Source organism: Chromatium okenii, assembly GCF_016583745.1.
Taxonomy (GTDB): domain Bacteria; phylum Pseudomonadota; class Gammaproteobacteria; order Chromatiales; family Chromatiaceae; genus Chromatium; species Chromatium okenii.
In genome coordinates, this window is record NZ_NRRQ01000001.1 from 88,616 (window position 1) to 102,502 (window position 13,887).

Below are 13,887 nucleotides of genomic sequence, written 5' to 3' on the forward strand. Positions count from 1 at the left end.
AAAATGTGCATTGAATACGCAATAAAAAAGCCCACAAGTGCGGGCTTTTTTCATTCAACCATTCCAGCACTGCTATTTGCCAGCAATCGCTGCCAATTTTTCCGCTGGAATGACCTGTCCAGTCAATGCTGCATCTTGCGCCGAGCGTCCAAACGCAATCGCCATTAACGTCGAATAATACACCACCGGCATCTTAAAATTGGTGCCATAGGTCGCGTTAATTTGCTCCTGATAGACCTCAGCATTCATCTGACACACCGGGCACGGCGTCACAATTAAATCCGCACCATTATCATGCGCAGATTCCAAAATCCCTTTAATCATCTCCTGCGACTTTGCTGGCTCTGAAAACGCCAACGCCCCACCGCAGCATTGCACTTTCTTTTCAAACTGCGGAATAGAATCAGCGCCGAGTGTTTCAATTAAACGATCCAGATATTGCGGATTCTCAAATGACTCGCCAGCAATTCCAAACGGGCGATTGGTTTGGCAGCCCACATAACCCGCAATTTTCAATCCCGCCAGCGGACGCTTCACCTTGGTTTTAATGGTGTCATAGCCGATGTCTTGAATTAAAACCTCCACCATGTGTTTAATTGGCGTCTGGTTTTTTAAGGTCAAACCTGCCTCAGCTAATGCCGTATTCGCATCCTTCGCTAATGCCGGATTATGCTGTAACCGCTCGGCAGCTTCTCGCGTCGATAACCAACACGCAGCGCACGTCGCCACAATGGATTGACCGGGATTGTGCTGTTCAGACAACGCGATATTCCGCGCCGATAACGTCAAGCGCGGCAATTCACCGCCACCCGCATAACCAATTGACGCCCCGCAGCAATTCCAATCGGGGATTTCATTCAATTGAATATCCAACTCTTCGCACATCGTTTGTGCAGAGATTAAATAATTCGACGAAGACGCGCCCTTTTGTGAAGAGCAGCCGGGATAAAACGAGTATTGGCGTTTAGCCATGAAAAAACCTCCGTTCAGGGGCGCTGATTAGCGAGACGTTGATCTTCAAGTTCCTGCGCTTTTTGCATTACCGCATGAAACCCTTTGACATCCTCTAACGCATGACCGCCAATCGCTTCCATTGGATTCATGCGCTTGGTTTTCATCATCCCCAAACCGATGTCTTTCATCTTCAAACTGGTTTTGAAACCCTCGCCGATCCCGTTCATAAAATAGAGCTTGACGCCGAGTTTTAATTCGTTCACGCGCCCTTTTTTCATCAGATTATTCCAGAACAATTGCGCAAACTTCGCTGTTGGCTGGTGCGCAGGAGCGAGACCGAGGCGCTGCGCATAATGCGCCAAGCCGTGCATGATATGCGTAATTGGCAATTCACGCGGGCAGCGCACGATGCAATTATAACAAGAGGTACACATCCACATTGCATTCGAGGTTAATACTGCATCGCGTTTGCCAGCGCGAATCATCATAAAAATCTCTTGCGGCGGATGATCCCAAAACTTGCCGAGCGGACAGGAGCCAGAGCACACGCCGCACTGCATACACATCTTGACCCATTCGCCTTCTTCTACATTCGCTTCAACTTCTTTCAAAAAGTTGAGGCGGTAATTCTTGCTGATATCGCCCATTTTCATTCTCCGCGAATTCTAAAATCGGGGCAGTGTGTTCATTCCTTCTGGCTGGTAGCGTATAACGCAGGCAATGACACAATCATCATTGTATTGCCTGCGTTTACATACAGATTGCCTCAGAACTTGAATGAACTCATGCCGATTTTTTCAATGGTTGCTGCCATGTCATTTAACAGACGTGGTGCGCGTGCTAAATCGGTAATGGCGACTTCGTGTACCACGATGCGCTCCGGTTCTAAATTGAGCTGGGTTAGCGTATCGCCCACTTTACTCAAGCGTTCCGCAGCAATTGCCGAGCCGCGCACGAAATGACATTGGTAATCTTCATCGCGGCGACATCCCATCAAAACAATGCCATCAAAACCAGAACTCAATGAATCGGTAATCCACGACAAACTCACCGAACCTAAACAACGCACCGGAACCACGCGCACAAATGGCGTCGTTTCAATTCCCGCTTGCGCCGCCATATCCAATGCTGGATACGCATCGTTTTCACAAGCCAAGACTAAAATACGCGGCTTTTCCGAAAACTCATCGGGAATATCGACCGCTTTAATCTGCTGATTCACCGAATCAATTGAATAGTTCTCGAATGAAATCACCCGCACCGGACACGCGCCCATGCACGTTCCGCAGCGCCGACAGCGCGATTCATTGAAGACCGGGTACTTCTGCTCGTCTTCATTGATCGCACCGAATGGGCATTCAACCGTGCAGCGTTTGCATTGCGTGCAACCTTCTTTACGGAATTTCGGATAACTCAAATCACCCACTCGCGGATGTACTGCGGCGCTATTGGCAGCACTTTCTGCGGCTTGAATCGCTTTCATTGCCGCACCAGCCGCATCATCCATTGCCTGTTTCATATCCATCGGACGGCGAACTGGACCGGCAGCATAAATACCGGTGCGCCGTGTTTCATACGGGAAACAAATGAAATGGCTATCGACAAAACCGTGCTTTAATTGCGGTAAATCCGTGCCCTGCCGATAATCAAGATTGAGAATGGACGGTGGCGCAACTTCTAATTTACGCCGCGCAGCTTCTTTCTCTTCTTCCGTCTCCGCCTCATCAACCGCCAATTGCGCATAAGGATCGGGGCCATTATTCGGCACCTGACCAGTCGCCAAGACCACCAAATCGCAATTCAATTCGGTGTCTTCATTCAGGATCAAATCCTTAAATTTGACCGTTAAACCCGCGCCATTTTTCACCACTGCGCTGGCTTTTCCTTTCGAGAACGTCACCATCTCTTGTTGACCGCAGCGATAAAAATCCTCGCCTGCTGCGCCGGGTGTGCGCAAATCATCAAATAAAATCGTCGTGTCGCAATCAGGATTCTGCGTTTTGAAATACAACGCTTGTTTAATTGACTCGGTGCAGCAAAATCCAGAGCAATACGGCAAATGTCCGTCTTGTTCTGAGCGTTGTCCGGCGCATTGAATAAAGGTGACGGATTCAACCACCTTGCCATCCGATGGACGTTTTAAGGGCGCACCATTCGCCGCTTTTGCCAGCCGTTCTAATTCAAAATTGGTGACAACATCTGGAGTTTTTCCATACGCAAATTCAGGCAATTGTTGCGCATCGTATGGCTTGAAATCGCTGGCTTGAATAATGGCGCCGAAATTCTCGGTCACGGTCGCGCCAGCTGTGTTGCAAATATCGGCGGCAAAACGTCCCGGTGCGCCGGAAGTTTTCGCTAAATGCGCGTTCAAATGCACGGTAATCCGCTGATTTGCTTGCACTTGTGCGATCATTTCTGCGATGCCCGGCTCCTCCGGCAGCGGTAAATCCACATCGCGCCCGTTCGGCACTTCAGATGCAGCAGCGCGAAATGGCACGCGCTTGTACAAATCTTTCCACGCGCCGCCCAGCTCGCCCTCGTCGCACACCAGATGCGCCGGATAACCTGCGGCGGCAACTTCCAACGCAGCGGTCATGCCGGTGACGCCACCGCCAACGACAAGAATGTTTTTATTGAGTTTTTGCTCCGCCGACGGGCTGGCAATGTTGAGATATTTGAGTTCCGCACACGCCATGCGGATGTAATCGGCAGCCATTTCCTGCGTGGTTTCCTGATGTTCCGGCGCATTCGGCCGTGCCCAGATCACGCCTTCGCGCAGATTGGCGCGAGACATCGCCACCTGCGGAAAATTGAACACCTCCATCTTGGAACGCCGCGAGCAGCCGGCGATCATCAGATGGGTCGCGCCAGCAGCGATGTCGTCACGAATGAGCTGCACACCGTCGGGCGCACACAGCCGAGCGTGTTGTTTTACTTCAGCAATTTTGCCCTCGCGGGTGGCGACAGTTTGGAGTTGGTTGACATTCAGCCGCTCGCTGATGCCGCAGCCGGTGCAGATGTAACCGGCGAATTTCTTCTCAGCAGCCATGCGTTAAACCTCCGCTCTGGCGACGCGGTTGATGACTTGAATGGCGCGAAGTGCCGCACCGGTGGCGTGTTGCGCGGAGCGATTCACGTCCAACGCATCGGCAGCGCAGCCGGCCGCAAAGATGCCGCCGTTTTCTGGCGCAGCTTCGATGAACCCTTCGCGGTTGATTTGCACCGAAATCGGGAAGGCGTCCTTTTTGACTGCCGGTTCCATGCCGACTGCGAGCACCACCAAATCGTGCGGCTCGGCATAACGGTTGTAGCCTTCGGTATCGACGCCATGCACGATGGGATTGCCGTCTTTATCGGCGACGATGGACGACGGTTTGGACTTGATAAACTTGATGTTTTGATTGGCACGGACTTTGTTATAAAAATCCTCGAAACGGTCAATCGAGCGCAAATCAATATAATAAACATTGACTTCGGCTTGCTCGGCGAACGCATCAAGCACATAAGTCGCCTGTTTCAGCGATGCCATGCAGCAGATGCGCGAGCAGTGCAGCAGATGATTGCGGTCGCGTGAGCCAGCGCATTGAATAAACGCGATTTTCTTGGCTTCTTTGCCATCCGACGGACGGACGATCTTGCCGCCAGTCGGGCCATTCACATCCGCCAGCCGCTCGAATTCGACGCTGGTGATGACATTCGGGAAGCGGTCGTAGCCGTAAGGTTGAATCTTGGCCGCGTCATACGGCTGCCAGCCGGTCGCCCAAATCACCGCCCCGCAGCGCAGTTCCAGCGTCTCCTCGCGCATCTCCAAATCAATCGCATCATATTTGCAGGCGGCCTTGGCTTTTTCAGCGTCGGCAGTGCCAATGATTGCAGGATCAAGCACATAGCGTGCTGGATGCGCCATTCGGTACGGCAAATACGCGCCCTTGCGCTTGCTCAAACCGTAGTTGTACTCGTCAGCAAATTCCGCCTCCACTGCCGTCGCGCAGTCACCGCAGGCGGTGCAACGCTCATTCACATAACGCGGCGCGAGCGTGATCGTCGCGGTGTACGCGCCCGCGCTGCCGGTCAAGCCGGTGACTTCGGCGAGCGTCAAAATGGTGAGATTGGGATTTTGCTTGGTGCGACGCTGGTTGATTTCCAGCCCGCAGGTGGGAAAGCACAGCTTCGGGAAGTATTTATAAAGCTGGGTGACGCGCCCGCCTAAATAAGGACGCTGTTCCACCAGCACGACCTGTTTTCCGGTCTCGGCGGCTTCGAGCGCAGCGGTCATGCCGCTGATCCCGCCACCGACCACCAAAATGGTCTCATTCGTTGCGATGACTGCCGTCATTCATATCCTCCGGTTGAAACCCCAGCGCAGCGCCGGGCACAAAATCCCAATATCAGGATTTGCTAAGATAACCCGTCACTTTGCGCTAACGCTATGGAGAACCATTGAATTTTTCTATCGTAGTTTTTGATGCGCTAATAAAGCCGATTATGCGCAGCAGCGGCTGGCTGTGGTTATCGCTGCTGCTCTTTGCGCCGAGTGGCTGGGCGGATGGCGTGACCAAACCGGCGTTGCTGCTGGCGCAGAGTTATCACGAAGGCGTTGATTTATCAGCGTATTGGGTCAGCGAAAAGTTCGACGGCGTGCGAGCATTGTGGGACGGAACCCAGCTCATCAGTCGCGGCGGGCAGCCAATCCACGCGCCAGCTTGGTTTACTGCCGAGTTTCCGGCGCAGGCGCTCGACGGCGAGCTGTGGATAAAACGCGGCAGTTTTGAGCGGCTTTCCGGCACGGTGCGCCAGCTCCAGCCCGATCCGACAGCGTGGCGCGAAGTGCGCTTGATGGTTTTTGATGCGCCGGAAATCGCCGCGCCATTTAGCGAACGGTTGCGGCAGTTGCAGCAGCTTTTCACTACGCAATCAAGCGATTATCTCGTGCTGGTGGAACAATTCCGCGTTGCCGATCACGCCGAATTGCTGGCGCGGCTCAACGCAGTGATTCAGGCAGGCGGCGAGGGATTGATGCTGCATCGTGCGGATTCGGCATATCGCGCCGGACGCAGCGCCGATTTGCTCAAAGTCAAACCAGATCAAGATGCGGAGGCGACCGTGCTGGCGCATCTGCCCGGCAAAGGCAAATACAGCGGAATGCTCGGCGCGTTATTGGTGCGAGATGATGCGGGGCGAGAATTCCGGCTCGGCACCGGTTTTACTGACGCCGAGCGCCGCGAGCCGCCGCCAATCGGCAGCCGCGTGACGTTCAAATTTCGGGGATATACCAATCAGGGAAAGCCGCGATTTGCCAGCTTTTGGCGGCGGCGAGCGCCCGAATAAGTCACTCAGCGCGGAGACTCACGCTTAACAGCAACATCACGCCAACGGTGATCGCGCTGTCAGCGAGATTGAACGCCGGCCAAGGATTGAACAGCGCCAGCGGAATGACCGGCACATAAATTTGAATGAAATCAACAACGTGACCGAGCAACATCCGATCAATGAGATTGCCGACTGCGCCGCCCAGCAACAGCGCCAAACCCAGCGCCAGCCAGCGTTCACTACGTCGCAGCCGCAGTAGCCACACCGTCAACACGCCGCTGACTGCCAGCGCCAGCGCCGTAAACAACCAGCGTTGCCAGCCGCCCGCATCGGATAAAAAGCTAAACGCAGCGCCCTCGTTAAACAGCAGCGTCAGATTCACGTTTGGCACCAGCACGACCGTCTCAAATGGATCAAGCGTCGCCAACACCAGCCACTTCGTGACCTGATCTGCCAGCGCAATCACCAGCGCCAACAGCAGCCACCGTCGCGCCTGTCCGGGTTCGTGTTCGTCCATCATCACCGCAGTTCTTCCTGAATTAACAGCAAAATCCGCCGCCCGCTTGCCGATTGATCGGGTTTGCCGTTGGCATCCAATACACTCACCCGCGTCTCGGTCGCCTTGCCGGTGACTTGAATCTGGTATTTCTGCACCGGATCAATCTCATCCTTGCGCCAAAACGCCAACCGCGATCCCAAACTCGGCTTGGTCACTGCCGACCGCTCGGCGCTGTCCTTGCCGGCATAACGCACATAAAACAGCCCGCGACTCTGATCCCGATCTTCCACCGCAAAGCCAGCGCGATCCAACGCCGTGCTGGTCAAACGCCACGCGCTGCGCAATTCCTCGGCAATCAGCAAGCGTTGCTGACCGTCTTCCGTCACCAACTTGGCGCGAGATGCCGCCGCTGGCGCAGTTCCCGCAGCGGTCGTCGCCGTCGCCGCTTGTTTGGGCGCAGCGCCGAGAAAGACCATCAAGCGCCGTAGCATTTCCGCCTCTTTCGCCGTATCGCTGCCGCTCGGCTCCCAAATCGTTTGCCCGACGTTGGCGACCGTGTTGTCGCGCAATTTCTCCGTCATGCCGCGATGTATCAAATGCACATCCGTCACGCCGGGGCGCAATCCTTCTTCAATCCGCACCGTGTACTGATCGCGGTTGCCGGTTGAATACGCGCCAGCAATCACCTTGCTCATCATCCGCGTCACAAAATCCTTGCGCACCTCAGCGCGATTATCCAGCCAATCCGTGCGCATCACGCCCACCGCCGGATTTTGCTCCACCAACAAAATGCCCTGCTCGCGCCAAAAGGCGATCAATTTTGCCCACAACGGCTGCGGCGCTGACTGCACCTCCAGCCAGCGACTGTCCGCCGTCCGTTTCAAGCTCACGTTGGCCAACGGCGGCAACACGGCGTCAGCACTGGCGGCAGTCGCAGTCGCTGGGGTTTGGGCTTTGGTGGTGGCGTAAGTGGAGAGCGTGGCGGAACCGCGTGCTGGCATGTCGAGCGCGTCATCAAAATGACTGCCGGCGAGATCGGGCGGAATTTCGAGATTGGCGCTGACTTCGCGCTGTTGCTTGTAAACCAGCCGTTGATCGGGCAGCGCCTCGTCAACGCCCAAGGCGCTGCAACCACTGAGCGCCAGCGTCGTCAGTAACACGGCGATGAAGTTGCGGGCGGACAACGCGGTGAAAGTGGGCGCAGTCATGGTTTTAGCGCAGTTGCGCCTGCGTCAACGCCGCTAGCACCCGCGCTTCGTGTTCCGCAGATAACCACGTCAGCGGCAGGCGAATCCCGGTGCCACACAAGCCCAACTCCGCTGCCGCCCATTTCACCGGAATCGGATTGGATTGCACGAACAGATCGTGATGCAGCGCGTCCAGCGGTTGATTGAGCGCGTGCGCCCGTTCACGGTCGCCGGTCAGCGCCGCCACGCACATCGCCTGCATCTGTTGGGGCGCGAGATTGGCGGTGACGGAAATCACGCCGTCGCCGCCGAGCAGCATGAATTCGCAGCCGGTGGCGTCGTCGCCGCTGTAAAGCAGAAAGTCTGCGCCGCACAGATGGCGCAGCCGCGTCACTCGCGTCAGATCGCCGGTGGCTTCTTTGATGCCGATGATGTTGGCGATGGACGCCAGTCGCGCCACCGTTTCCGGCTGCATGTCGCAGGCGGTGCGTCCGGGCACGTTGTATAAAATTTGTGGAATATCAACCGCTTCGGCAATGGCGCGGTGATGCAGATACAAGCCTTCTTGCGTCGGTTTGTTGTAATACGGGGTGACGAGCAGGGCGGCGACGGCACCGGCATCTTTGGCGCAGCGGGTGAGATCAATCGCTTCGCGGGTGGAATTCGCGCCGGTGCCAGCGATGACGGGAATGCGTCCGGCGGCAAATTCGACGGTGCGGCGGATGACGTGGCAATGCTCAGTGGCGTCGAGAGTGGCGGATTCGCCGGTGGTGCCGACGGCAACGAGCGCCGTCGTGCCCGCTGCCACATGACACTCAACGAGACGACGCAGGCTGATGTCATCGACCTCGCCGTCGGGGTGCATGGGCGTTATCAGTGCAACGATGCTGCCGCGAAACATGCGCGAACTCCACTTAATCCAGTGCATTAAAGCGGTCATGTTAGCTGTGCGACCGCGTTGAAACAACCAACGGGCGCACGGCGCTGGCGCACACATTTGCGCTAAATCTGCCAGATTCAGGCGCTAATCGGCTAAAATCGGCGCTTTTTCTAGGCGGATATTCATCATGGGATTCAAGTGCGGCATCGTTGGTCTGCCGAACGTCGGCAAGTCCACGCTATTTAATGCCCTGACCAAGGCCACGATTGCGGCGGAAAATTACCCGTTTTGCACCATTGATCCGAATGTGGGCGTGGTGCTGTTGCCCGATCCGCGTTTGGACGTGATTGCAGCGATCACCAAACCACAAAAGGTGCTGCCGACCACGATGCAATTTGTGGACATCGCCGGGCTGGTGGCTGGCGCGTCGCAGGGCGAAGGTCTCGGCAATAAATTTCTCGCCAATATCCGCGAAACTGACGCCATCGCGCATGTGGTGCGCTGTTTCGTCAACGATGATGTGATTCACGTCGCCGGGCGGATTGATCCGCTGGATGACATTGAAGTCATCAATACCGAGCTGGCGCTGGCGGATTTGGAGTCGGTGGAGCGGGCGTTGGATCGCGCCCAACGGACGGCGAAAACGGGTGATAAAAAAATCTTGCTGCGCAAGGGCTTGTTGGAACAGGCGCAGGAACAGTTGAATGCCGGTAAACCGGTGCGGGCGCTGGGATTTAGCGACGAGGAAATGCTGGAATTGCGCGATCTGTTTTTGCTGACCGCCAAGCCGACGATGTATATCGCCAACGTCGCTGAAGATGGGTTTGTGGACAATCCGCTGCTGGATAAAGTGGTCGCGCTGGCGGCGGCGGAAGGTGCGGAAGTGGTCGCAGTGTGTGCGGCAATTGAGGCGGACATCGTGGCGCTGGAGGAGGCGGAACGGGTTGAATTTTTAGCAGATTTGGGGCTTGACGAGCCGGGGTTAAATCGCGTGGTGCGGGCGGGTTATCGGCTGCTGGGTTTAGAAACCTATTTCACCTCCGGCCCAAAAGAAGTGCGAGCGTGGACGATTCCCAAAAATGCCAAAGCGCCCAAGGCTGCTGCCGTCATTCACACTGATTTTGAACGCGGTTTTATTCGCGCTGAGGTGATTGGTTATGAGGATTTTGTGGCGTATAACGGCGAGCAGGGCGCGAAAGAAGCGGGCAAATTGCGCTCTGAAGGCAAGGAATACGTGGTGAAAGACGGCGACATCGTGCATTTTCGTTTTAATGTTTAAGCGTTGACGGCTGCGACTAACCCGCCTAGAATCCGCGCTCTTGTTTGGCTACGTAGCTCAGTTGGTTAGAGCATCGCACTCATAATGCGGGGGTCGGTGGTTCAAGTCCACCTGTAGCCACCACAATTCCTCAAAACAATCAGCCGCTTTCATAAGCGGCTTTTGTTTGTGCGCTAGAATTGCATCACCATTCTCCGCACACTCCGCTTCAATTCCATGTTAATTCGCATCTTTGGCGCGATAATTCTACTCTTACTCTGGCTCGTGATCGGCAGCTTTATTGGTTGGCTGGCGCTTTTAATTGGCAGCAGTATTCACACTGCCGTCACTGTGGGCGGTTTAACGCCACCGTTGCTTATTATGCTGTGCAACATCTTGGGCTGTTTCAATCGCCATCGCAGTTAAAAAATTGTCAGTTGCCAGTGTGCAGTTGTCAATAAATACTAACGTCATTGCAATTATTGAATAGGTGAAACACGTCATGGTTTGGGAAACAGTCATCGGTTTAGAAATCCATACTCAATTGGCAACGCAAGCCAAAATTTTCTCCGGTGCAGCAACTGCATTCGGTGCTGAACCCAATACGCAAGCCTGCGCGATTGATCTCGGCTTGCCGGGCGTATTGCCGGTGCTCAATGCCGAAGTAGTGCGGCTGGCGGTACGCTTTGGTACAGCAATCAATGCTGACATTGCACCGCGTTCTATTTTTGCCCGCAAGAATTATTTTTATCCCGATTTGCCCAAAGGCTATCAAATTAGTCAATTCGAGCTGCCAATTGTCGGTAAAGGACAGGTAGACATCATCGGCGCAGATGGCAGCATTAAAACGATTGGCGTCACTCGCGCTCATTTAGAAGAAGATGCTGGTAAATCGCTGCATGAAGACTGCGATGGCTATACCGGCATCGATTTGAATCGCGCCGGCACCCCGCTATTAGAAATCGTCTCGGAGCCAGATTTGCGCTCGGCAGCAGAAGCGGTTGCGTATGCCAAAAAGATTCATCAATTGGTGCGTTATATCGGCATTAGCGACGGCAATATGCAGGAAGGTTCCTTTCGTGTTGATGCGAATGTTTCCGTGCGTCCGCTGGGGCAAACTGAATTCGGCACTCGCGCTGAGATTAAAAACGTTAATTCGTTTCGTTTTCTGGAAAAAGCGATTGAATTTGAAGTTGAACGCCAGATTGAACTGATTGAAAACGGCGGGCGCGTCATTCAGGAAACGCGCTTATATGACGCCGTGAAAGATGAAACGCGCTCGATGCGTACCAAGGAAGAGGCCAATGATTACCGCTATTTTCCCGATCCTGATTTATTGCCGGTAGAACTTGATGCGGCGTTCATTGCCGCAGCGCGAGCAGAATTACCAGAATTGCCGGACGCCAAACGCGCTCGTTTTCATGCTGAGTATGAATTACCTGTTGCTGACGCCAATTTATTAACCAGCAGCCGTGAATTAGCTGATTATTTTGAAGTGGTTGCTCGCGCTACGGGCAATGCTAAACTCGCTGCGAATTGGCTTGGTGGCGATTTAATGGCAGCTTTGAATAAAACGGAAACTGACATCGTACACAGTCCCGTGACCGCTGAACAACTCGCCGGTTTAATTCAACGCATTCAAGATAACACGCTGTCGGGTAAATTAGCCAAACAGGTATTTGAAGCGATGTGGAATGGCGAAGGCGACGCCGATCAGATTATTGCCGCCAAAGGTTTAACGCAGATCACCGATACTGGCGCAATTGCAACATTACTCGCTGCAATTGTCGCCGCCAATCCTGAACAGGTCGCGCAATATCGCGCTGGCAAAGACAAGGTATTTGGGTTTTTTGTGGGGCAAGCGATGAAACAGAGCGGCGGCAAAGCGAATCCAGCGCAGGTCAACGAGATACTGAAACAATTATTGCAAGGTTAGTGTATTTCATTCCGCATCATCCGCAATCACAGCAAGCAATTATTCCAACTTGATAATGCTTGCTGCCGCTTTCAATTCAATCCTGCGGCGCGTTTCTCAGAGTGAGAAATTGCGCCGCCCATCTGTTTGAACCGCAAAGAGTAATTGTCTGTTTTGCCGCAGTGGTGTAATAAGGAGCGGCGTTCGCTACAAGTGCGGGGTATGATTTGCACAGCGGGCGCTGCACCGCAAACCCATTTTAATTGTGCATTCAATACGTTAACCGCTGCGAGAACGCCAAATGACAACAGCTTGGTCTGACGGCTACGTCACCGACATCGACTACACACACGGCTACTACACCGAACTTAACCCCTTGCGGTTACAACTCCTTTTCCTCAATCTCGGCCTCACGCCGCCAGCAGTCGCCACCGCCTGTGAACTTGGGTTTGGGCAAGGATTAAGCGCCAACATTCACGCCGCCGCGCAAGCGAACTGTCAAATGTGGGGCACCGATTTTAATCCCGCACAAGCTGGATTTGCGCAATCATTAGCCGCTGCAAGTGGTGCAAATGCGCACTTATTTGATCAATCATTTAGTGAATTTTGCAGCCGCGATGATTTACCCGATTTTGATTACATCGGTTTACACGGCATTTGGAGTTGGATTTCCAATGAAAATCGCGCTGTGATTGTCGATTTCATTCGCCGTAAACTCAAAGTCGGTGGCGTTTTTTATCTCAGTTATAACGCATTGCCGGGCTGGAGCACCTTTGCTCCGCTGCGACATTTAATGACTGAACATACTGCACACATGAGTGCTTCCAGTGAAACAATTAGCACGCGCATTGATGCCGCGTTAGTATTCACCAATCAGTTATTAGCAACCAATCCACTTTATGCGCTTGCTAATCCACAAGTAGCAGAACGCGCTAAAAAACTCAGTGAACACAATCGCCATTATCTCGCGCACGAGTATTTCAATCGTGATTGGGAGCCAATGCACTTTGCAACGCTGGCACAGTGGCTGGAACCAACCAAACTGAATTATGCGTGTTCTGCGCATTATCTCGATCACGTTACGGCAATGAATTTGACCGAAGATCAACAGATGTTTTTACAAACAATCCCCGATCCGCTATTCCGCGAAACGGTGCGAGATGTCATGGTTAATCAACAATTTCGCCGCGATTATTGGATTAAAGGCGCACGGCGACTCAATCCCGTCGCCCAGCTTGAACAATTGCGGGCGCTGCGGGTGATGTTGGCAGTGCAGCGTGCCGATGTGTCATTCAAAGCAACTGGCGCTCGCGGTGAATGCACGATGAGCGCCAAGGTGTATGAACCTATTTGCGATCTTTTAGCTGATCACATTCCCAAAACACTCGGCGAAATTGAATTAGCTGCACAAGCGTTGGGAATTCAATTTGCAGAAGTGGTGCAAGCGGTTTTGGTATTAACTGGCAGTGGTCAACTCGTGCCCGTGCAGAATGCGGCACACATTGCGAATTCAAAACCGTATACCGACCGACTCAATGCAAATTTGATTGATCAAGCGCGGGGACGGAGTGACATCAATTATTTGGCGAGTCCCGTCAGCGGTGGTGGCGTCACCGTGGGGCGTATTCAGCAACTGTTTTTGTTAGCAAAAAATAAAGGTTGCCAGCGCCCTGATGAATTGGCAGCGTTTGCGTGGCAGGTTTTGGCAGCACAAAATGCCAAATTAGTGAAAGAAGGGAAGCCGTTACAAACGGCTGAAGAAAATCAGCAGTTATTGTTGGCAGAAGCGACATCATTTATTGACAAGCAATTGCCCATTTTAACCGCGTTGCAGGTTGTGATTTAATTCAAGCGGGACCCACATTCATTCTCGCGGGAGGAATC

General features: G+C 53.6%; 12 protein-coding genes and 1 tRNA gene. 6 read left to right on the forward strand and 7 right to left on the reverse strand.

What is annotated here, in order from left to right:
* Positions 1–72 precede the first annotated feature (72 nt).
* The 4 genes from CKO12_RS00375 to CKO12_RS00390 form a co-directional block, all read right to left on the reverse strand.
* Positions 73–972, reverse strand: a complete 900-nt coding sequence (locus tag CKO12_RS00375; RefSeq protein ID WP_200152752.1) for a CoB--CoM heterodisulfide reductase iron-sulfur subunit B family protein — start codon at positions 970–972, stop codon at positions 73–75.
* 14 nt (positions 973–986) lie between these two features.
* Positions 987–1,601, reverse strand: coding sequence for a 4Fe-4S dicluster domain-containing protein (locus CKO12_RS00380; RefSeq protein WP_200152753.1), 615 nt, complete (start codon positions 1,599–1,601; stop codon positions 987–989).
* A gap of 119 nt (positions 1,602–1,720) precedes the next feature.
* Positions 1,721–4,003: a hydrogenase iron-sulfur subunit gene (locus CKO12_RS00385; protein WP_200152754.1), complete on the reverse strand. Its 2,283-nt coding sequence runs from the start codon at positions 4,001–4,003 to the stop codon at positions 1,721–1,723.
* A gap of 3 nt (positions 4,004–4,006) precedes the next feature.
* Positions 4,007–5,290 (reverse strand): CoB--CoM heterodisulfide reductase iron-sulfur subunit A family protein, encoded by a 1,284-nt coding sequence (locus CKO12_RS00390; protein ID WP_200152755.1) that lies wholly within the window; start codon positions 5,288–5,290, stop codon positions 4,007–4,009.
* Between the two features lie 104 nt (positions 5,291–5,394).
* Here CKO12_RS00390 and CKO12_RS00395 point away from each other — a divergent pair, with 104 nt between their 5' ends.
* Positions 5,395–6,282: a DNA ligase gene (locus CKO12_RS00395; protein ID WP_242466125.1), complete on the forward strand. Its 888-nt coding sequence runs from the start codon at positions 5,395–5,397 to the stop codon at positions 6,280–6,282.
* 1 nt (position 6,283) lies between these two features.
* On the opposite strand, the gene lspA is transcribed toward CKO12_RS00395, so the two are convergent.
* The 3 genes from lspA to dapA are packed head-to-tail and all read right to left on the reverse strand — an operon-like array spanning position 6,284 to position 8,851.
* The gene (lspA, locus tag CKO12_RS00400) at positions 6,284–6,784 is read right to left on the reverse strand and encodes a signal peptidase II (protein ID WP_242466126.1); all 501 of its coding nucleotides are present in this window, start codon (positions 6,782–6,784) and stop codon (positions 6,284–6,286) included.
* On the reverse strand, positions 6,784–7,971 hold the full coding sequence (gene bamC, locus CKO12_RS00405) for an outer membrane protein assembly factor BamC (RefSeq protein WP_200152756.1): 1,188 nt from the start codon (positions 7,969–7,971) through the stop codon (positions 6,784–6,786). The genes lspA and bamC overlap by 1 nt, the downstream gene beginning before the upstream one ends.
* A 4-nt stretch (positions 7,972–7,975) precedes the next feature.
* A complete protein-coding gene (dapA, locus tag CKO12_RS00410) occupies positions 7,976–8,851 on the reverse strand; it encodes a 4-hydroxy-tetrahydrodipicolinate synthase (RefSeq protein WP_200152757.1) in 876 nt (291 codons plus the stop codon).
* A gap of 166 nt (positions 8,852–9,017) precedes the next feature.
* Here dapA and ychF point away from each other — a divergent pair, with 166 nt between their 5' ends.
* The 5 genes from ychF (at position 9,018) to CKO12_RS00435 (ending at position 13,849) form a co-directional block, all read left to right on the forward strand.
* Positions 9,018–10,109 (forward strand): redox-regulated ATPase YchF, encoded by a 1,092-nt coding sequence (gene ychF, locus CKO12_RS00415; protein ID WP_200152758.1) that lies wholly within the window; start codon positions 9,018–9,020, stop codon positions 10,107–10,109.
* Positions 10,110–10,155: 46 nt separating this feature from the next.
* Positions 10,156–10,232: transfer RNA gene (locus tag CKO12_RS00420), tRNA-Met, on the forward strand.
* 93 nt (positions 10,233–10,325) lie between these two features.
* On the forward strand, positions 10,326–10,514 hold the full coding sequence (locus tag CKO12_RS00425) for a hypothetical protein (protein ID WP_200152759.1): 189 nt from the start codon (positions 10,326–10,328) through the stop codon (positions 10,512–10,514).
* A 76-nt stretch (positions 10,515–10,590) separates the two neighbouring features.
* Positions 10,591–12,024, forward strand: a complete 1,434-nt coding sequence (gene gatB, locus CKO12_RS00430; protein ID WP_200152760.1) for an Asp-tRNA(Asn)/Glu-tRNA(Gln) amidotransferase subunit GatB — start codon at positions 10,591–10,593, stop codon at positions 12,022–12,024.
* 280 nt (positions 12,025–12,304) lie between these two features.
* The gene (locus tag CKO12_RS00435) at positions 12,305–13,849 is read left to right on the forward strand and encodes a methyltransferase regulatory domain-containing protein (protein ID WP_200152761.1); all 1,545 of its coding nucleotides are present in this window, start codon (positions 12,305–12,307) and stop codon (positions 13,847–13,849) included.
* Positions 13,850–13,887 lie beyond the last annotated feature (38 nt).